The following is a 20,175-nucleotide window of genomic DNA, read 5'->3' as shown; positions in this document are numbered from 1 at the left end:
TTGTGCCTTAAAATGTGGAATAAATTTTTAAGAAAAACGCGCAATTATAGCAGTAAGAATCTCTTTATGGTATAAAAAATTTGCTCTTTTTTAGTTTGGCTTATCAATGGCTTTTTTTATCTTTTTCAAACTCATCTTTAAACTTCTTTTCAAACATCGCCTTATTCATATTCTCATGCAGAATTTCGCCATTTTCCACACACCATATCTGCCAATCTTTCCATACTTTCACAGGCAAATAAAAGATATATCCCCGTGATTTTGCTAGCAAATAAATACGCTTGCTTTAGCCTTTTTATCTTTTGTTTATAGGCTTCCTTTTCTATACTTTGAGATTTACTCGCATTTACGCTTTTTACCTCAAAAACATGAATTTGGTCTTTTTTGTCTTTAAAGATAGAGTCCGGATGGCTCACTCGTTTTCTCTCATCATAATATTCATATTTTATATTGTTCTGCTAAGTTTGTAAATTTGTTAAAATCCGAGTAAAAATAATCAATTTTTTCCAACAAAGCAACATAGTCATATTCACTAATAGAAAGAAAAACATCTGTATTCAAACCAATATTTAGAACAACTTTATAGCAATTAAAACTATAAGTTTGTGTAGAATCATTTTTGATTGTAAAAGTTTTTGCCAACAAGCAAATATATTGAAAATCTTTGTCAATATGGCTTGTTTGATTATTGGGGTGTGCGTAAGAGAAGTGCTGATTTGGCGTTAATGCAATGAGATTTTCTACAAAATCTGCAATATTTGGAAATTCATTTGCCGGAAATATATGATGAATCTGCGTGGCATTTACATTTTCGCCATCTTGCTTAACTTCTGGTAAGTTATTGTTGAATTTATCATTATAACGGCGGACGATTTTCTTGGCTTTTTGTATGGTATATTGCGTATATTTTTGTGCTATAAAATCCATTTGCTCATATTCTTTTCTTGTCATATTTTTATCTTTTCCACTATGTGCATCACGCCAATTTACGCGGTTGTATTTTAATTCATCTAGGGTTATGATTGTTTTTGATAAATGTCCTTTCATTGTACCTTTTTTGCGTGTCTTAAAGGAAAGGGGATTTAAAATCTTAGTAAAGATTCTGCCACATTCAACGCTTTGATTTATAGGTGTATGCTCTATTGTAAAGTTAATAAAACTATCCTTTAATTTTTTAAAACTATCTTTAGTTTGTATCTCTAAAAAATGTTGAAAATTATCATAGATTCCACTATCAAGCAAGACTTTTTCTATATAAATTTGCAAAAATAAAAGAGCATTCATATCACGCATTGCGATAAATTCTAATAACTCTATATTGTTGATAACAAAGAAGTTCTTATTTCCTTTTTTGCCTATGCATTTTAAAACTTGACTATATGCAAATAAGTTTATAGGCTGCGAAAAAAATTTATCATATTCATTTTTTGCTCTAGTAGAATCTGTGCTGGGTTTAGAAAAAATAGCGGTAACATTTTCATTTGCATACTCACTTTGCCAAATATCATTGATAGAAAATTTTATTGTCTTGTCATAATTTGTATATTCTAAAATGCAATCTGCGATAATTGATAACACATCGCAAGTGCATTTTTGGTCAATCCACCTAGCGTTCCTACTTTTTCTAATATCGTAATCATAGGAATTTAAAAAATTTATAATTTGTTCATTTTTCATTTTTACCCCTTTTGATACCAAACCAAAAACAACTTGTGCTATCAATATTGAGTGTTCTAGTTTGATAATTGCGTGCGATTTTATAGAATTTTCTAAACTCATCGCTTGCGATATAGCCTAATTGTTTTTTTGTAAGACTGATTGTTTTTTTAGGAATCAAAATTGCCACAGAGCCATTTACGACATAGCCCTTTTGTTTTTGTATCAATCTTGGATTATAAGTCATATTTGGAGTAAGATAAACATCATCTCTATCTAAAAATTCAAAAACTTTAAATAAAGATAAATTATCTTTTGATATGTAGCTATCATATCCTTGTATTGATATAATGTTGCCATTATCATTAATATTGCGAGACTTAATAACTTGTATATCATTTTTCATCGTGCTTGTATTGCTGTTAGTTAATTGTCTATCCCTAAAAGATTCAAAAATACCGCACTCCAAAGTTTTAAATATACTATCAAAAAATTCATTTCTATAAATAACCCAATAGGGCAATTTTTTATCAAAAACATAAGAATGCTTTTGCAATGTATTTAAACCCATAGGTAAAGATTTGATTTGTATTTCCTTTGATTTGTCTGTTGTTATGCTTATTGTTTCTATTAAAACCCCATTAAAACCAAGCTCCCCAAAATCTAGGATAGCTTTAACACCTTTTTTCTCCAGCTGAAGTCGCAGTGTCTCATATTCTTTTGTATTAAGAAGATTCTTTGGCATTACCATTGATACTTTATCGGCTATTTTTAGTGATTTTTCTAAAAATAAAAATGCGAAATTTTTACCTTTCATTTTGCTAAATGGTGGATTGCCAATTACCAAATCTATATTATTGCAGTTAAAATGCAAAAAATCATCGCAAACAAATTCTAGGTTAAAATTTTTTGGTGCTTGATTTTCGTAAATAATTTTTAAAATTTGCAAACTTCTAGAATCTATGTCAATAATTCTTAAATTGACTTGTTTAACATTTTCATATTTTTTAAAAATTATAGGTAAAAAATTTCCACAACCAGCACTAGGCTCAATAATATCAATAGAATCTTTATCAAAAATGGGTAGAGTTTTAGCAATCTCATTAAGAATAAATTTGTTAGTAAAATAGGCGGAATTTTGAGTTCTTTGCATATTTGATATTTCTGCTATATCTGATAATGTGGCTTGTGATAAAATTGCCCTATTTTTCTCTATGAAGTTTTTTAGATTATTGAAATCTTGCAAATTATGGCTTGTGATTAAATTTTTTATTTCCTTATTACTAAGATTCTTTAATTTCATAAATTTTTTAATATTATTTGCAATTTGACTAAAAATAATGGTTGGCACTGCTTCACCTATGCTTTGTCTTATATTCATCTCATTTTGCTTTGATATTTTGCGTTTCTCATTATTGCTTAAAGAATTAAGATAGTCTAACTCAAAAGAAAGCCATTGAAAGTTATGGGGTATATTCATTATATCCATAAGCTCTCTTATGGAAAATACCCTATCATCTTTTGGGTGGATTGTATTTTGCGAAGCCATTTGGTCGTTTCGTGTGTGAATACAGGGAGCTACACTATCCCATTTCTGTCTTGTATATTTATCACCATTTTTATTAGCATTTTCTATAATTTTTCCATTTTCTATTTTATGCGGTCTTTTACTTGGTTCTCTATTATCAAATGCACTTTGCCCTTCTTTTATATCCTTTATCCATTCACGCATATTTTGTGGATAGATTCTAAAACTATGATAAAAGTCTTTTGTATCATATTCTCCCCATTCTAGAGATTTGTGATGCGCAATAACTTGTTTCAATGTTTTTTCTTTGCTGTATTTTGGAAATAGCTCCAAAGGCGTGATATAGTTTTTAAGCTCTTTGCAAACGCCTATTACTAAAGTTCTTGTCCTACTTGAATTTGCTCCATAATTTTTAAAATTTAGCACTTCATTATAAATTGAATATTCTTTACACAAACTTCTTTCTATCATATCGCCGATTGCCACAATATCCCCATTTTTATCTACACACCCTGTTTTGTAAAAACTTGCAACATTTTCTAAAATAAAAAATCTTGGCTTAATTTGTCCTATAAGCTCAACACTCTCAACAACTAGGGAATTGCGTTCAATTTCATTGTGGCTTTTTTTGTGATTTGCTACACTCATACCTTGACAAGGTGGGGTAGCCACCAGCACATCAACTTTATCGTTCCCTAATTTTTTATAAAAGTCAATTTGATTAAAAATTAGGTTTTTAATTTCTTGTTTTTTTATATCACCTAATATATAGCCACTTTCATATCTGCATTTGCAATTAAGTTTTTGGATTTTTAGTCTTTTTTCTAGTATTTCATTTGTAGCAATACACTCAAATCCAGCTTCTTTAAATCCATAGCAACCAACCCCTGCCGATGAGAAAAGTGAAATGTATGTTAAAGCTTCACCTTGTAGCATTATTGCAAACCTTATATTTTAAAAATTTTAATAATATTTTATCAAACAAAACACTGCATTGGTTTTTCATTTTTTACAAAATACTTTATCGTCCTGTCACTCTTTTCTAATCGCACATCAAAGTGAAAGCCCGTGCGCTTATAGGCTATCCCAAGCGCACTTAAACTTAGCACATCTTCTCTAGATTCTGCGTTTTGTATGAGTTTTATCAAAAAATTTGCCTTAGCTTTTTTATTTGCTCTTCCTTAAGCTCGGTTAAAGAAACTTTGTCTTGCATTTTTACTCCTTCTTAATGTAGTCATTTAAGAATTTGCGCAATCTCTTTGACAATTTGCGCGCTTGAGCCAAAATACGCATTCCCAAACTGCGTGCGATTGAAGGTGCTTTGTCGCTTGGCTAGCTGGGAAGTGTGCGTAGAGATTAGCGCGCATAAGTCTTGGAGATTCTTTTTTTGGGAATCTTGCGTGCCTTGGGGTGTTTTTAGACTTTGTGCATTTTGATAGCCCAAAAACTCTAAACATTCCTTAATCCCTATGGCGCGCAAAGCTTGAGAATCTAGGGGATATTTTTTTGCTAAAAACGCAACTTCTTCAAGCAAGCCAGAATCTAGCATTTTTTGCGTGCGCTCCTTTATGCGCCTAATAATCTCATCGCGCGGAAGTGAAAGCACAAAAATCGCGAGATTCTCTAATAGTTGGTGCTTTTGCTTTGGATTTGCCCTAAAATATGCGCTTGGAGGTAGGTTTGTCGCAAAATAGATTTCCAGTGCCTTTTGCAAGCGATAAGTATCATTTGGCTTGATTGTGAGCGCAAACTCACCATCAATGCGCGCCAAAAACTCATAAGGTGCACTTAAAACGCGTATTTTTTCTTGCACTTCCGCGCGCAATTGCGCATTTATCTGGGGTTGTGGGCTTAAGCCTTCAAGCATACTTTTGAGATAAAAACTACTGCCACCAACGATAAAAAGTGCTTTTTTTCCCTGCGCGCTTGTTTGCTCAAATGCGCTTGTAAGCAGATTCCAAAAAGTCATAGCATTGCAGGGCAAATGCGGCTCTAGCACATCAATTGCATAATGCTTAACTTCCCGCAACTCCGCGTTTGTAGGCTTTGCAGAGGCGATATTAATATGTTTATAAATACTTAGAGAATCAAGTGAGAAAATCGCGCCATTATGTGCCTTTGCCAACTCAAGCCCCAAGGCACTTTTCCCGCTAGCACTCGCACCAAGAATCGCGATTATTTTTGGAGGATTCAGAATCTTTTGCGCCCATTTTTTTTGCATTTCACAATCTCTTGCATTGCGCGCGTTAAAAATTACCCTAGCAACTCGTAATATTTTTTGACAAACACACTATTGCCAAGCCCATCAAATTTGCGTATTCCTAGCTTTTGCAAAGCTAGCTCCACGGCATTTAGCACCCACGCGCTTTCATAAATTTCAATTAATCCCATATGATTAAAGCGCACAAGAGAATTTTTTAAATGATCTTGCCCGCCAGCGGCGTTAATGCCAAAGTCGTTCTTAAGGATTTTGCGCAAATCTTTGGCGTGTTTCTCATCATAAATCGCGCTCATTGCTAATGCTGGGCTTTTGGGATAAATCTTAAGCCCTAGCGCGCTTAATGCCTCATTTGTGGCAAGTGAGCGCGCACGCGTGAAATTATAGATTCTTTCAATCCCACCATATTCTTTCACAAGCGCAAAATACTTATCAAGCCCTTGAATGATAGTCGTTGGCGCAGTCCAAGCGGTGGTATTTTTGACTTGATTTTTTAGCTCGGTTTTGAGATTAAAATAAAAGCCCGTGCTATGCGATTCCACTACTTTGAGTGCAGAATCTGAAAGCCCGATAATGCTTAACCCCGGCGGAAGCATAAATGCCTTTTGCGAGCCACCGATAAGCGCATCAATATGTGTCGTGTCAATTGGCTCAACACCCATTGCGGTAATAGAATCCACCACCACCATAATTTCGGGATTGTAGCTTTTTAGTACCTTTGTGATTTCCTCCACCGGGTGGCGCAAACCGCCCGCAGATTCACACATTTGCACACAAAGACAATCTAGCTCATTGTCGTTTTGAAAAGTCTGTAAAATCTCTTGCGCGCTTGCTGGCGTGTCCCAAGTGTGAGTAATCTCGGTAAAAGGGATATTGTAACTTTGTGCGATTTTGCCAAAGCGCTCGCCAAATTTGCCACAATTCACACTTAGCATTTTTTTACGCGCAAAAGTCCTCACACACGCCTCCATTGCGCCACTTCCGCTACTTGCTAGCAATAGGACTTCTGGCATTTTAAGCAATGCTTTTAGCTCCTCTCTCACGCGTGCAAAAATCGCCTCAAACTCTGGCGTGCGGTGGTGCAGTGTAGGCACGCTCATCGCCATACGGATAGATTCTGGAATGGGTGTTGGTCCGGGGGTAAAAAGTAGCATATTCTCTCCTTTTGGTTTTTTAAAACAACATTTGCCCTTTAGCTTTTAAAGAGCGATTGCAGTGCGTCAATTCCTATTTTTTGTGCCTGCTCGCGTTGTATTAGGGCATCTCGTGGAGCATTTTCGCCTATTTCTTGCAGCTCAATCTCACAATCACAAAGCATACTTGCCAAACGAACATTAATTCCGCTTTTGCCGATAGCCTTGCTTTTTTGGTCACTCGTAATCTGCACGATTGCCTTATCTTTTAGTTTAGATTCTGAAGTTTTTTCGAGATTTTCTGCCTGTGTGTTTTGCGCGTCATTTTGGGCTTTTTGGATTTTGACGCTTAGCACTTGTGCGGGGGCAAGTGCGCGTGCGATAAACATTTCGCGTGATTGCGTGTATTCGATACAATCAATATTTTCGCCGTGAAGTTCGCTACTAACTGCATTAATCCGCACGCCTTTGACACCAACACAGCAACCAATTGGGTCAATCCTTGCGTTATTTGTATAAACTGCTATCTTTGCGCGCGCACCGGGAATCCTCGCGCTTTTATGAATATATATCTCCCCATCCTTGAGCTCTGGTACTTCAAGCGTGAGCAATTCCTCCAAAAACTTTGGCGCAGTGCGCGAAAGCTCTAGTTTAATGCCACCGCGCGCAAATCCCACAAACTTTAAGAGTGCTCTAATTGTCTGCCCGTTTTTAAAAGATTCTCCTTTAATGCGGTGCTTTTTGGCTAAAATCGCGCGAATACCGCTAATTTCTACAAAAGTATTTTCTTCCTTATCCACACCTACGACAACACCTGCGACTATGTGATTGAGTTTGGAATTTAAATCTGCGAAAATTTGATCTTCAATTTGACGCTGCAAGCCTATTTCAAGATTCAAAAAAAGCTTATTAATCGCCCCTCGTTTCATAGAATCTAAGCTTATTTCATATTCCAAAATATCGCCCACAGCGACTTCACCAGCTTCTTTTGCCTTTGAAATTCCCACAAAGCTTGGATTCTCAACTTTCAAACGCTCATCATCATCAGCACACACCAAAACCTTATAAAACAGCTTGAGCGAGCGTGTTTTGGCGTCCTTTTCGACAAAATAATCATACGCTTCGTTAATCTCTTCTTTTGCCACACGAATAATGTTGTTACGCACAATGTCATACACGATTTGAGGCTCTATGCCCTTTTCATACGCTATCATATCTATAATGTCTAAAATTTTTTCCATTCGCTATTTTCGCTCCTTAAACATTGAAACTCTTTGGATTTATGTGATTTTGCGCTTTGTGAGGACTAGAATTCTATTGCATTTAAGCTTAAAAATTACAAAAGGTGTATTTTGCTACACTGCAAAACTTACATTTAAATTTTTACAACAAAGAAATTGCTTGGAGATTGCTTGAAAACAAAAATCCTCCTAACCATTGCAGACATAAGCATTTTTGGCGGATTGGAGCGCGTAGTGGTAAATCTCGCCAATGCCTTTGTGGAAGCTGGTTATAATGTAGAGATTCTAAGTTTTTATAGAGGAAGCGAGAATCTGCCCTACGCGCTTAATCCGCAAGTAAAGTTATTTTTTCTTTTTTTGAAAGGTGAGAAAGATTTTTTACAAAAATCTAAAGATAATCTTTTCATAAGAATTTACAAAAAAAATATTCATAAATTTATCCTTTCTACGCGCATTGCGTGGAAATACAGAAAAGATTTTGTGATTATTTGCAATGACTTTATTTTCACTCCTTTTTTGAAATTTGGCAATGCGCGCTATTACAAGATTTTACATCTTTTCTCTCAAAAAAACTCAAAGCGCAACAAGCGTTTTGATGCACTTATCGCGCTAACAAACTCTCATAAAAACCTTTTGCAAACAGAGCATAAAAATGTCGTATGTATTCCAAACTTTTTACCTACAATTCCACAATCTCACGCAATACTAGAAAATAAAATCGTGCTTAGTATCGGGCGTATGGAAAGCAATGACCCAAAAGGCTTCTTGCGTTTGCTTGATATATGGGCGCAAGTTAAAAAGGACAAAGATTTAAAGGAATGGAAACTTTATATCGTTGGTGATGGCACGCTAAAAAATATTTTAGAATCTAAGATTGAAAGTCTCTGTCTGCAAGAATGTGTAGTATTAAAACCCTTCACAAAAGAAATACAAAAAGAATATCTCAATGCAAGTATTTATGTGATGACAAGCCACATAGAGGGATTTCCTATGGTGCTTTTAGAATCTCAAGGTTTTGGTCTGCCTTGCGTTGCCTTTGATGTTCAAACTGGTCCAAAAGATATTATTGCCACCCAAAAAAATGGCTTTCTTTTGCAAGATAATGATTTGCAAGGCTTTGCAAACGCGCTTATAACGCTTATGAAAGATAAATCCTTGCGTCAAAGCTTTGGCGAAAATGCAAAAAAAAACGTGCAGGAAAAATTCAGCAAAGCAAAGATTCTAAGCCTTTGGGAAAAGCTCTTAATAGATTTAAGCAAAACGCGTTAGGACTAAAAGCGCGCAAGAAGTATTTTTGCCAATTATTTAAGAATGCACATTACAATCCCGCTTTTGCATTAAAACACTTGCAAATATTTTCAGCACTAAGGAGTTTTCAAAATGAAATATTTTCTTATTTTTCTAAGTATTTTTACAGCATTGCAAGGTATTGATTTTAAATCCGCCCCAAGCGTGCAAAATCGCATAAATCCAAGCACTTCGGATAAAAGCATTCATTCTTATGCCTCTTTTTTGCAAGAATCAACAAAGGCGGTGGTAAATATTTCCACACAAAAGCAGATTTCAAATAGCATTCCAAATCACCCGATGTTTGATGACCCTTTTTTCCAGCAGTTTTTTGGCGATGTGTATGGGCAAATCCCACGCGATAGAATGGAACGCTCTTTGGGAAGTGGTGTGATTATCTCAAATGATGGCTATATCATCACAAATCACCATGTAATCGAGGGTGCAGATAAGATTCTTGTTTCACTTTCTGGGAATTCAAAAGAATACACCGCAAAGCTGATAGGCTCGGATTCTCGCAGTGATATTGCAGTGATTAAGATTGAAAAAAATGACTTATCCTCAATCACATTTGCACAAAGTAGCGAGGTGCAAGTAGGCGATGTTGTCTTTGCTATCGGCAATCCTTTTGGCGTTGGAGAATCTGTCACACAAGGAATCGTCTCTGCGCTCAATAAAAGTGACATAGGCGTCAATGACTACGAGGACTTCATCCAAACTGATGCTTCGATAAATCCGGGGAATTCTGGCGGGGCGTTGGTGGATTCTCGTGGCGCACTTATTGGGATAAATACCGCCATTATTTCGCGCACAGGTGGGAATCACGGCATAGGTTTTGCAATCCCTTCTGATATGGCAAAAAAAATCGCAAAAGAGCTTATTGAAAAAGGATCGATTAAGCGTGGTTATTTGGGCGTTGGGATTCAAGATGTGAGCGAGGATTTGCAAGATAGCTATGGGCAAAAAGAGGGTGCATTGCTTATAAGCATTGAAAAAGATTCCCCTGCAGCAAAAGCTGGGCTTATGGTGTGGGACTTAGTCATAGAAGTAAATGGCAAGAAAATCCAAAGCCCTCAAGACCTCAAAAACGCCATTGGTATGCTTTCTCCAAAAGAACAGATAACAATAAAATATATCCGCGATAAGCAAATACGCACCACGCAAGCTATGCTTAGTGAGTTAAGTGATGATACAAGAAGCGGGAGAAATCCTGAACCTTCACAAGATTCTCAAAAAAGCCAGCACAGCATTGAAGGCTTGGGCATAAGTGAGCTTACAAACACTTTGCGTCAAAAATACGCAGTGCCAAATGAGGTACAGGGCGTAGTGGTAACAGAAGTTAAAAACGGCTCGCTAGCGCAAAAAGCTGGCTTCGCATTAGGGGATATTATCGCGCAGATTGAAGATATAAATATTACAAAACCTGCAAATTTCACCAACGCTTTAGCAAAGTTTAAAAATAAAAACAAGAGAATCCTTGTGTATTCGCGCAATGGTATAAAAACAATTATCTTAAAATAAGGCGCGTGTAAAACCGCGCACATTTTGCATTTAAGATTCACAATCAAAAAAGGAGGTGGTTGTGACCAACTTTGATGAGCGACAATTCGCACTCTTAAAAGACAAGATTTATGAACTCTCTCGTATTCATATTGTGGATTCTAAGCAGACGATGATTAAAAATCGCGTGGCAAAGCTGGCTAAAAGTATGGATTATGGTAGCATCGATGAATTGCTAAAAGCGATGGAGAAAGACAAAAAAATCGCGCAAGAATTTATTAATGTTTTCACCACCAATAAGACAGATTTTTTTCGAGAATCTTTTCATTTTGAAGACTTGCTTGATCGCGTGTTGCCAAATTTGTTGCGCAATAATAAAACCATAAAAATCTTTTGTTGTGCCTCTTCCACTGGACAAGAACCCTACTCCATTGCATGCACTGCGCTTTATGCTAAAAAACTCTACCCCTCAAGCGCGCGCATTGAAATCACTGCCACAGACATTGACACCCAAGTGCTAAAAATCGCGCAAGTTGGCAAATATGAAGTCAATCCTGCTCAAGAGCAATGGCTCAAATGGGCAGAAGATGAAATGCACGAGTTTTTTTATGTCGTTGATGAGAATCCGCGTCTGCGCCACTTAAGCGCAAAACCAAAGCTTAAAAATCTCATCACATTTCGCCAACTTAATCTTTTCAATAAGGTGTATCCTTTCAACGCCGAAGAATTTGATGTGATTTTTTGTCGCAATGTGCTTATTTATTTCACAAAAAGTGATCAAATGCAAATACTCCAACGCCTTTTTGGGCTTTTAAAAGTCGGTGGGACGCTGTATCTTGGGCATTCTGAAGGCTTACACGATTTAGTTGTGAATACAGAAAAGCTCGGGCGCAAGATTTTTATTAAAAAATGATTTTGAGGATGGACAATGGCAGAATCTAACAAACCTCTTATCACCAAAACGCAAATTTCAGAATCTAAAGAACAATTCCACAGGATTCCAAGCAAAAAACTACACCCCGATGCACTTTTAGAAAGCAAGCCCTGCAAGGATTTCTTGCGTCCAAAGCTCATCGTCATAGGTGCGAGCACCGGCGGCGTAGATGCGCTTAGCACGATTTTTGAAAGACTGCCCTCTGGCTTGCCGCCAATTGTCATCGTCCAACATATCCCAAAGCCTTTTGGAAGCTCGTTTGCAAAGCGCCTAGATTCTCTATCAATGCTTAATATCTTTGAAGTAACACAAGAAATGCTTTTGGAAACTTCCTGCGCATATTTGGCAAGCGGGGATTCTCACATTTCTTTAAATTATGAAAACGGCAAATACAGCGCCAAGCCTTTTGATGGTCCTAGAATCTCGCGCCACAAGCCAAGTGTGGATATTCTATTCCGCTTTGCTAATAATATCGCGGGCAAAAACACACTGGGCGTCATTCTCACAGGTATGGGCGATGATGGCAGTATCGGAATAAAAGAGCTTTTTGACAATGGCGCTACGACAATTGCCCAAGATGAAAAAAGTTGCGTTGTCTTTGGTATGCCAAAAAAAGCCATTGAAGTTGGTGGCGTCACACACACGCTAAGTTTGGAGGAAATCATTGAGAAAATCGCAAAATTTGGGAATTAGGATTCTCAAAAATGTTAAAACTCATAGAATCTGAAAATTATTAAAAGCAAAAAAAGCTTGAAGGCAACAAGACCCTTAAAATTTGCTAGCAATTTTTTAGAATCTAGCGAACTCCAAAGTGTATCCTTGGATCTATCACCACATAGAGCGCATCGCTAATAATGCCAACAATGAGCGCTAAAAAGGTGAAAATATACAATGTGCCAAAAATAATGGGATAGTCTCTATTTACCACGCTTTCATAGCCCAAAAGTCCCAACCCATCGAGGCTAAAAATAATTTCAATCAACAAACTTCCGCTAAAAAACATTCCCACAAACACCATAGGAAATCCGCTCACAATCAAAAGCATCGCGTTACGAAAAATATGCTTATAGAGAATCTGTTGTTCGCTCGCACCTTTTGCACGCGCTGTTTGAACATAGGTTTTATGGATTTCTTCTAAAAAACAATTTTTGCATAGCATACTTAATGTAGCAAAACCACCAATAGAGATACAAAACACAGGCAAGCATAAGTGCCATAAGTAATCTTTGATTTTTTCCCAAAAACTCATTTGCGCGAAGTCCTCACTCACAAGCCCGCGCAGTGGGAAAATATCAAAATAACTCCCGCCGGCAAAAAGCACGATTAAAAAAATCGCAAGCAAAAAGCTTGGTATCGCGTGAAAAATCACCACCACAAAGCTTGTGGCGATATCAAACACACTCCCGTGCCTTTTTGCCTTGATAATGCCTAGAGGAATGCTAATAAGATAGATTATAAATGTGCTAAAAAAGCCCAAAGAAATGCTTACGGGAAGTTTTTCAATAATAATATCAAGCACTTTTTGCTGACGATAAAAACTCTCGCCAAAATCAAAAAGCGCATAATTTTTCACCATAATAAAAAACGTTCAATCAGTGGTTTATCAAAGCCATAGAGTTTTTGAATCTGTTCAATTAATTCAGGTTCTAAGCCATTACTTCCTTTATAGAAGCTTTTTTGTGCAATGGCAGATTCTGCGGGCTTATCCAAACGCTCTAGCTTTGCGATAGTGCGCTCAATCGGACCACCCGGGGAGAGCTGGATAAGGAGAAAATTAAGAATAAGAATCCCAAATAAAGTCGGCACAAGTAATGCCAAGCGCTTAGAAATATAACCAAGCACGTTAGCACTCAATTTTATGCTTGCATTTTAGACACTCGTGGAATTTCCCACTTTTCAGCTCACGCTCTACCATCACTCCACCACATTCCTTGCAACGCTCTTGTATAAGCGGATATTTAGAGATAAATTTGCATTTTGGGTAATTTTGGCAACCATAAAACGCCCCACGTTTTGAAAATCTCTTTAGCAAATTCCCACCACATTCCGGACACGACACGTCAAGAACTTCTTTTGGTTTAAGCGATTTTGTGTTTTTGCATTCTGGATAGCCACTGCACGCGATAAATTCACCATTTTTCCCAAACTTTTTCACCATATCTCTGCCACATTTTTCGCATTTTTCACCCACACTTTGAGAATCTTTAGATTCACTAGATTTGATGTATTTACACTTCGGGTAGCCACTACACGCGATAAATTCGCCAAATTTCCCCTTGCGCAACACAAGCTCTTTATTACATTTTGGACATAACTCGCCGGTTGGGATTGCTTGCTTTTGTGAGGCAATAGTTTGCTTGCCTTCCTCGATTTTTTGCATAAATGGCTCATAAAACTCCCACAGCACTTGATTCCAATCCGCCTTTTCCTGAGCGATAGAATCAAGCTTATCTTCAAGTGCAGCGGAAAAATTACTATCCACAATTTCATTAAAATGAGTTTCTAACACTTCGATTACCTGAAACGCACTTTGCGTAGGGATTAACACCTTTTTCTCATTTTGGAGATAATCGCGCCCAAGAAGGAGCGAGATTGTTGGGGCGTAGGTGCTAGGTCTGCCAATTCCAAGTGCTTCGAGATTTTTAATAAGGCTTGCTTCAGAATAACGTGCGGGTGGCTCGGTCTGCTTTTTAATGCTCGCAATTTTTTGCGCGTTAATAGATTCTTTAAGCTTTAGTTGCGGGAGCAGTTCATCTTTATCCTCTAGTTCTAAAATTTTATAGAATCCATCAAAAACTAGACGCCTGCCATTTGCCTTAAACTGCGCGCTTTGCTCTGTATTTGCAAAAATAATATTTTGCAACTCAAACTCTGCATCAACGCTCTGACTTGCCAAAAACCGCTTATAAATGAGCGTATAGAGTTTAAGCTCTTCTGGCTTTAAGAAACTTTTTGCAATCTCTGGTGTAAATCCAAGATTTGTCGGGCGAATTGCCTCGTGCGCCTCTTGTGCGCCTTTTGATTTGCTGGCATAGATTTTTGGCTTTGCTGGGACATAGGCTTTGCCATAGTGAGTTTCCAAAACCTCGCGCGCGCTATCCCTCGCCTCTTTTGCGATATTAAGACTATCTGTCCTCATATAGGTAATCACACCCATCACGCCTTCGTGCGTTCGCACACCTTCGTAGAGTTTTTGAGCGATACTCATCGTCCTAGTTGGCGTAAAGCCGAGTTGTGTCGAGGCAACTTGCTGAAGTGTGGAAGTCATAAATGGCGGAGGTGTGGTGGTTTTTTTACTTTTTTTATTGATTTCTGCCACAATAAATTGCTGTTTGTTAAGATTTGTCAGAATCTCTTTTACTTCTTTTTCATCTTGCAAAGAAAGCTTTTGGAGTGTTTTGCCTTTATAGCTTATGAGTTCGGATTCTATAATTTCTTTTTTGTCTGTTTCAAAATGCGCTTGGATAAGAAAATAAGTTACACTTTTAAACGCCTGAATCTCGCGCTCTTTGTCAATCACAAGCTTTAACGCCGCACTTTGCACGCGTCCAGCACTAAGCCCACGCGCGATTTTTGAAGAGATGAGATTGCTTAGCTTAAAGCCTACGATTCTATCAAGTAGCCTTCTTGCCTGCTGTGCATTGACTTTATTCATATCAATGCGCTTTGGATTTTCTAACGCGTGCTTTATCGCACTTTTTGTGATTTCGTGAAACACGATGCGCGGAAACTCCTCAGCTGGCAAATCAAGAGTTTGCGTGATATGATAGCCTATCGCCTCACCCTCTCTATCCTCATCAGTTGCGATATAAGTTATTTTTGCCTTTTTTGCAAGCTTTTTGATTTCTTCAACAATATCTTTATGGTCTTTATCAATCGCGTATGTTGGCACAAAGTGCTTATTTTCGACATTGATACCTAGCGTGTATTTTGGCAAATCGCGGATGTGTCCTTTTGAAGCGATGACTTCATAATCCTTGCCCAAAAAGTTTTTAATCGTGCGCGCCTTGGCGGGAGATTCTACGATGATAAGGTTTTTCATTGGGGATTCTCTTTTGCTTGGTTTTTAATAAATTCTATCACAATGAAAGTAAAAAATACAAAACTTCTTTCATTTTGCGCAAATTTTGCGCGTAAAAATTGTGGAATATCTTTTGCTTTATTCGGCACAAGCAAGAAAAACTTTAGCAAAAAAAGGATTCTGAATATGAGCTTTCGTATTAACACGAATATTTCTGCGTTGAACGCACATACAATTGGAGTTGCAAATAATAGAAGTTTGCATAGCTCGCTGGAGAAGTTAAGCTCTGGTTTGCGTCTTAATAAGGCTGCTGACGATGCTTCAGGTATGGCTATCGCTGATAGTTTGCGCTCGCAAAGCGAAGGGTTAGGGCAAGCAGTGAGGAATGCAAATGATGCGATTGGTATGATTCAAGTTGCGGATAAGGCAATGGACGAGCAGCTAAAAATCCTTGATACTATTAAAACAAAAGCCATTCAAGCCGCACAAGATGGACAAACAACAGAATCTCGCAAAGCCCTGCAAAGTGATATTTTGCGCCTCTTAGAAGAGCTTGATAATATTGCAAACACAACAAGCTTTAACGGACAGCAGATGCTTTCTGGTGCATTTTCTAATAAAGAATTTCAAATCGGCGCGTATTCAAACACAACAATCAAAGCCTCAATCGGTCCTACAAGCTCGGATAAAATCGGACATATTAGAATGGAAAGCTCTTCTTTTTCTGCTACTGGAATGCTCGCCTCTGGTGCAGCACGCAACCTTACAGAAGTGATGTTTAATGTCAAAGAAGTTGATGGGAAAAATAGCTTCACTCTTGAAACGGTTAAGATTTCAACCTCTGCAAATACCGGTATCGGCGTGCTTTCAGAAGTTATCAATAAACACTCAGATAAGTTAGGCGTGCGCGCTACTTGGAATGTTATGGGGACTGGAGGCACTCCTGTGCTATCTGGAACTGTGCATGGGTTAGTGATAAATGATGTTACAATTGGGACAATCAATGATGTGCGTAAAAATGACGCAGATGGACGCCTTATTAATGCGATTAACTCCGTCAAAGAGCGCACAGGGGCAGAGGCGTTTATCGACATCACCGGGCGTTTAAATTTGCGTAGCACTGATGGGCGCGCGATTGCCATTAGGACACAAAGCGCTACTGGAGCAGTTTTTGGCGGAGGGAATTTCACTGGGATTAGCGGGACAGAACACACAATCATTGGGCGCTTGACGCTTATCCGCACAGATGCGCGCGATATTATCATTAGTGGAACAAACTTTAGCCATGTAGGATTCCATACCGCGCAAGGCATTGCAGAATACACCGTGAATTTGCGCTCGGTGCGGGGAGAGATGGATTCTAACATTGCTTCAGCATCTGGGGCAAATGCCAATGTGGCGCAAGCAGAATTGCACGCAGGCGGAATAGGCGCAGGTGTCACGAGCTTAAAAGGTGCTATGGTGGTAATTGATATGGCAGAATCCGCGAGAATCCAACTTGATAAAATCCGCGCAGATATGGGTTCAGCACAAATCCAACTTGTGGCCACTATCAATAATATTTCTGTAACACAAGTCAATGTCAAAAGCGCAGAATCTCAAATCCGCGATGTGGATTTCGCCGCAGAATCTGCGACTTTCTCTAAGCATAATGTTTTGGCGCAGAGTGGTAGCTTTGCGATGGCGCAGGCAAATGCAGTGCAACAAAATGTTTTGCGCCTTTTGCAATAGAGCTTCTTAAATTTTTATGGATTCTTAAACTTTTATGCAGGATTTTTTTGAAACAAACCTTTGCGCGCTAAAGCTTAAAAATCCTGCCTTAAGTGCGCGCTTGCAAAGGGTTATCCCAAACCAAAAATATGAAGTTTTTTTAACAAATGATGTGCTAGATTTTAATATTATCGATAAGGCAGATTCTACACCCCTATTCCCCCAAACACCGCTAAAAAGCACGAATGAAAAAATTATTCACTTTACGCCCTATGCGCTGTATCCGTATTTGTATTTTTTTGGGCTTGGCAATGGTGTGTTTTATAAGGTTTTGTTGCAAAATGAGAATCTTAAGCGCATAGTGGTGATTGAGCCAGAGCTTGAGATTCTCTTTATTGTGCTGCATTTGCTGGATTTTTCGCAAGAGATTTTGCAAGGGCGCATTCTTTTTTGGGATAAGGAGACGAGCTACCAAGAAGTACTTAACAACTTCATCAAAGACAAGCACACGAAGCTTTATGCGCGGTTGTATGATTTGCATATTTTTAATGGGTATTATGAAAAATTTAGCGCGCTAAGCATTGAGTTTAATAAGTGGATTGTGCGTGCGCTGGAGCATTGCGTGATAAGCGTGGGGAATGATAGCAGGGATTCTATCATTGGGATTTCACATCATATCGCGACTTTGCCCCAAATGCTTGCCTCACCAACACTTTTAGAGCTTTTGGAAGAATTGCGCTTCAAGCGCGCACGGTATTTTAAAGTTCAGGCGAATAATCCTTTAGAATCTACGGATTCTCATCAATTAGAAAATACAGAATATGAACACACCAACAATATTACAGAATCTACAAATCCAATCAACAAAAAAATGCCAAGTATGCGCGCGCAAGCGAAGTGTAACGAAGCTGGAGCGAAGCTAGAGCGGGATTCACTCCCGCGAGGTGATACAAAAGGAATAAAAGGCAGCACCGCGGTCATTGTCGCCACAGGTCCGAGCCTTAGCAAGCAATTGCCACTTTTAAAAAAATACCAAGATTATCTTACAATTTTTTGCATTGACGCATCATTCCCAATCCTTGCAAAAGAGGGCATTAAGCCTGATGTTGTGTTTAGCTTAGAGCGCGTTGATTTGACAGCGAAATTTTATGAAGACACACCAAAGCAGGAACACAAAGGCGTGATTTTTGCCATTAGCTCAATTGTGCATAAGCGCCTAAAAGACGCGCTCAAGGGCGATTTAGTGCAATACAATATGCGTCCATTTGGCTATACTTATTATTTTGGCTTTAAGGAATATGGCTATATTGGTGTGGGAATGAGTGCGGCAAATATGGCGTATGAAATGGCTGTGTATGCGCGCTTTCAAAGGGTGGTTTTAATCGGGCAGGATTTGGCATTTTCAGAATCTGGAAGCTCACACGCAAAAAATGCTGTGTATGGCGAAGATGAAATCAACCCACAAGAACGCAAAGATATGGTTTTGCTCCCTGCGTATGGCGGAAAGGGCGAGGTGAAATCCACTTCAATTTGGAAACTTTTTTTAGAATTTTATGAAACAGATATTGCGCAAACACCCTATAAAATCGAAGTGATAAATGCCACAGAAGGTGGCGTGCGCATTAAGGGGACAAAAGAGATGAGTTTTTTGCAGGCAGTAAGTGGCTGTGAAAATGGGGGGAAAAAAGAATCTCTTATCCTCGCTTCACCCACGCCAAAAACCTATCAAGCAAATCTTAGCAAAGCGCGTCAAAAAACACAGGAGTTTATCGACTTTGGCTTGGAGAAAAAGGCAAAGATTGAAGAGGTGTTTTTAGAAGTGGCTGGATTAATTGAAAAACTAGAAAAAGCAAATAAGCAAAATGCTTTAGAATCTTTTGACTTTGGGCTTCTTACAAATGCGCTTAAGCATATTGAGGAGGTTAAGGAATTTTTCAAGGAAGAGAAATTTAGCATGTGCTTTAATGACGCGATACAATCTTATATCGTGCATCAAGAAATGGAAATTGCTAAAATCATCGTGCGTGTGGCAAAAGATGATATTGAGCTAAAGGCAAAGCAAATTGATTTGCTCTACGCGCATAAATACTGGCTTTTTTCGCTTGCTGGGGGGATTGATAGCGTTATTGAAGTGGCAAAAAAAGCCTTTGACGAATGGGAAGTTTAAAGCCAATTATAAGATAATAAAATCCGCAAACCAAAGGCTTGCGTGTAGTTGTAAGGCTCTTTAAAATAAAAAGGCACACCTGCTTGATGTAAAGCTTGAATGTTAGATTCCCCAATGTTCCAATACTCAAAATACGCGCTAACACCCACGCCCATATCAATGCCCTGCTTGCTTAATTCTTGCTCAACACCGAGACTAAATTCTAGCCCAAACCCCCTATGTTGTGAAACATTTAAGTTGCTATCAAAACCCAAATCCTTAAGATAGCTCGTGTTTTTCCCACTCCAAAGATTTTTATAAAGCACATTTGCAAAGAGTTTGACATCAGAATGAAGTGCGTATTGCGCGTTAAATCCAGTGATAAGATACGAATAGCTTTGCTCGCGCTTATAGGCAGAGCTTGCAGAGATTTTATTGTTTAAAAAGCGATAGCCAAGCCCAATGTCAAAGCTTGCAAAGGCATTGCCTGTGCGGATAAAAATGGGCTTGTAGTGGTATTCAAAAAAAATGTAAGAATCCTTAGAATCTGCAAGTAATGGTGTGCAAACCACAGGCGCGGAAATAGTGCATTGTGAGCCATTGTAGCGCGTGCTTGAAGTGCTAAAATACGCGAAATTTACTTGATGATGGGTTTCTCCAAAAAAACCATCATCGTGAAAATACTTATACTCTCCACCAATTCCGCCAAAAACGCCAGAAATATTCATCAAACTCGGTTCTTCGTAGAGATAGTATTGCCCGCTAAAACTCAATGAAACACTATGGCGAGGCAAAGTTATA

General features: G+C 38.3%; 15 protein-coding genes and 1 pseudogene. 6 read left to right on the top strand and 10 right to left on the bottom strand.

Annotation, left to right across the window (positions count from 1 at the left end):
• Positions 1-103 precede the first annotated feature (103 nt).
• The 7 genes from A3217_RS09305 to nusA form a co-directional block, all read right to left on the bottom strand.
• Positions 104-271 (bottom strand): hypothetical protein, encoded by a 168-nt coding sequence (locus A3217_RS09305; RefSeq protein ID WP_231860263.1) that lies wholly within the window; start codon positions 269-271, stop codon positions 104-106.
• Positions 272-438: 167 nt separating this feature from the next.
• Positions 439-1,677, bottom strand: a complete 1,239-nt coding sequence (locus A3217_RS01995) for a restriction endonuclease (protein ID WP_066387303.1) — start codon at positions 1,675-1,677, stop codon at positions 439-441.
• Complete coding sequence (locus tag A3217_RS01990; protein ID WP_066387300.1) at positions 1,667-4,120, bottom strand: DNA cytosine methyltransferase; 2,454 nt, start codon at positions 4,118-4,120, stop codon at positions 1,667-1,669. Before A3217_RS01990 ends, A3217_RS01995 begins: the two co-directional genes overlap by 11 nt.
• A gap of 41 nt (positions 4,121-4,161) precedes the next feature.
• The gene (locus A3217_RS09175) at positions 4,162-4,332 is read right to left on the bottom strand and encodes a hypothetical protein (protein ID WP_197456901.1); all 171 of its coding nucleotides are present in this window, start codon (positions 4,330-4,332) and stop codon (positions 4,162-4,164) included.
• A gap of 86 nt (positions 4,333-4,418) precedes the next feature.
• Positions 4,419-5,405, bottom strand: coding sequence for a tRNA (adenosine(37)-N6)-dimethylallyltransferase MiaA (gene miaA / locus A3217_RS01985; protein ID WP_197456900.1), 987 nt, complete (start codon positions 5,403-5,405; stop codon positions 4,419-4,421).
• Between the two features lie 32 nt (positions 5,406-5,437).
• Entirely contained in the window at positions 5,438-6,556 is a 1,119-nt protein-coding gene (locus A3217_RS01980) for a pyridoxal-phosphate-dependent aminotransferase family protein (RefSeq protein ID WP_066387298.1), read from the bottom strand.
• A 38-nt stretch (positions 6,557-6,594) separates the two neighbouring features.
• Complete coding sequence (nusA, locus tag A3217_RS01975; RefSeq protein ID WP_066387295.1) at positions 6,595-7,776, bottom strand: transcription termination factor NusA; 1,182 nt, start codon at positions 7,774-7,776, stop codon at positions 6,595-6,597.
• Positions 7,777-7,947: 171 nt separating this feature from the next.
• Here nusA and A3217_RS01965 point away from each other — a divergent pair, with 171 nt between their 5' ends.
• From A3217_RS01965 to A3217_RS01950, 4 genes are all read left to right on the top strand, one after another.
• Entirely contained in the window at positions 7,948-9,045 is a 1,098-nt protein-coding gene (locus A3217_RS01965) for a glycosyltransferase family 4 protein (RefSeq protein ID WP_066387289.1), read from the top strand.
• 111 nt (positions 9,046-9,156) lie between these two features.
• Positions 9,157-10,584 carry a Do family serine endopeptidase gene (locus A3217_RS01960; RefSeq protein ID WP_066387286.1) on the top strand — a complete coding sequence of 476 codons (1,428 nt, stop codon included), beginning with the start codon at positions 9,157-9,159 and terminating at the stop codon, positions 10,582-10,584.
• Positions 10,585-10,645: 61 nt separating this feature from the next.
• Positions 10,646-11,476 carry a CheR family methyltransferase gene (locus A3217_RS01955; RefSeq protein WP_066387280.1) on the top strand — a complete coding sequence of 277 codons (831 nt, stop codon included), beginning with the start codon at positions 10,646-10,648 and terminating at the stop codon, positions 11,474-11,476.
• 15 nt (positions 11,477-11,491) lie between these two features.
• Complete coding sequence (locus A3217_RS01950; RefSeq protein ID WP_082807842.1) at positions 11,492-12,190, top strand: CheB methylesterase domain-containing protein; 699 nt, start codon at positions 11,492-11,494, stop codon at positions 12,188-12,190.
• A 103-nt stretch (positions 12,191-12,293) separates the two neighbouring features.
• Here the strand turns inward: A3217_RS01950 and A3217_RS01945 are convergent.
• Together A3217_RS01945 and topA are read right to left on the bottom strand one after the other, a co-directional pair.
• Positions 12,294-13,339 (bottom strand): annotated as a pseudogene (locus tag A3217_RS01945) (microcin C ABC transporter permease YejB).
• A 1-nt stretch (position 13,340) separates the two neighbouring features.
• Positions 13,341-15,539: a type I DNA topoisomerase gene (gene topA / locus A3217_RS01940; protein WP_066387275.1), complete on the bottom strand. Its 2,199-nt coding sequence runs from the start codon at positions 15,537-15,539 to the stop codon at positions 13,341-13,343.
• A gap of 165 nt (positions 15,540-15,704) precedes the next feature.
• Between topA and A3217_RS01935 the strand changes: the two genes are divergently transcribed.
• Entirely contained in the window at positions 15,705-17,249 is a 1,545-nt protein-coding gene (locus A3217_RS01935; RefSeq protein ID WP_066387274.1) for a flagellin B, read from the top strand.
• Between the two features lie 34 nt (positions 17,250-17,283).
• Positions 17,284-19,395 carry a motility associated factor glycosyltransferase family protein gene (locus A3217_RS01930; protein ID WP_066387273.1) on the top strand — a complete coding sequence of 704 codons (2,112 nt, stop codon included), beginning with the start codon at positions 17,284-17,286 and terminating at the stop codon, positions 19,393-19,395.
• Here the strand turns inward: A3217_RS01930 and A3217_RS01925 are convergent.
• A complete protein-coding gene (locus tag A3217_RS01925; protein ID WP_156471822.1) occupies positions 19,392-20,147 on the bottom strand; it encodes a hypothetical protein in 756 nt (251 codons plus the stop codon). The two genes, A3217_RS01930 and A3217_RS01925, sit on opposite strands and share 4 nt — an antisense overlap.
• Positions 20,148-20,175: the final 28 nt, after the last annotated feature.

Source organism: Helicobacter himalayensis, from assembly GCF_001602095.1.
Lineage (GTDB): Bacteria > Campylobacterota > Campylobacteria > Campylobacterales > Helicobacteraceae > Helicobacter_F > Helicobacter_F himalayensis.
This window is presented reverse-complemented; position numbering and strand designations above follow the sequence as displayed.

Coding starts and splice junctions, on each gene's coding strand:
- A3217_RS01995 (WP_066387303.1), bottom strand. CDS start 1,677: ATGAAAAATGAACAAATTATAAATTTTTTAAATTCCTATGATTACGAT.
- A3217_RS01990 (WP_066387300.1), bottom strand. CDS start 4,120: ATGCTACAAGGTGAAGCTTTAACATACATTTCACTTTTCTCATCGGCA.
- miaA (WP_197456900.1), bottom strand. CDS start 5,405: ATGCAAAAAAAATGGGCGCAAAAGATTCTGAATCCTCCAAAAATAATC.
- A3217_RS01980 (WP_066387298.1), bottom strand. CDS start 6,556: ATGCTACTTTTTACCCCCGGACCAACACCCATTCCAGAATCTATCCGT.
- nusA (WP_066387295.1), bottom strand. CDS start 7,776: ATGGAAAAAATTTTAGACATTATAGATATGATAGCGTATGAAAAGGGC.
- A3217_RS01960 (WP_066387286.1), top strand. CDS start 9,157: ATGAAATATTTTCTTATTTTTCTAAGTATTTTTACAGCATTGCAAGGT.
- A3217_RS01950 (WP_082807842.1), top strand. CDS start 11,492: ATGGCAGAATCTAACAAACCTCTTATCACCAAAACGCAAATTTCAGAA.
- topA (WP_066387275.1), bottom strand. CDS start 15,539: ATGAAAAACCTTATCATCGTAGAATCTCCCGCCAAGGCGCGCACGATT.
- A3217_RS01935 (WP_066387274.1), top strand. CDS start 15,705: ATGAGCTTTCGTATTAACACGAATATTTCTGCGTTGAACGCACATACA.
- A3217_RS01930 (WP_066387273.1), top strand. CDS start 17,284: ATGCAGGATTTTTTTGAAACAAACCTTTGCGCGCTAAAGCTTAAAAAT.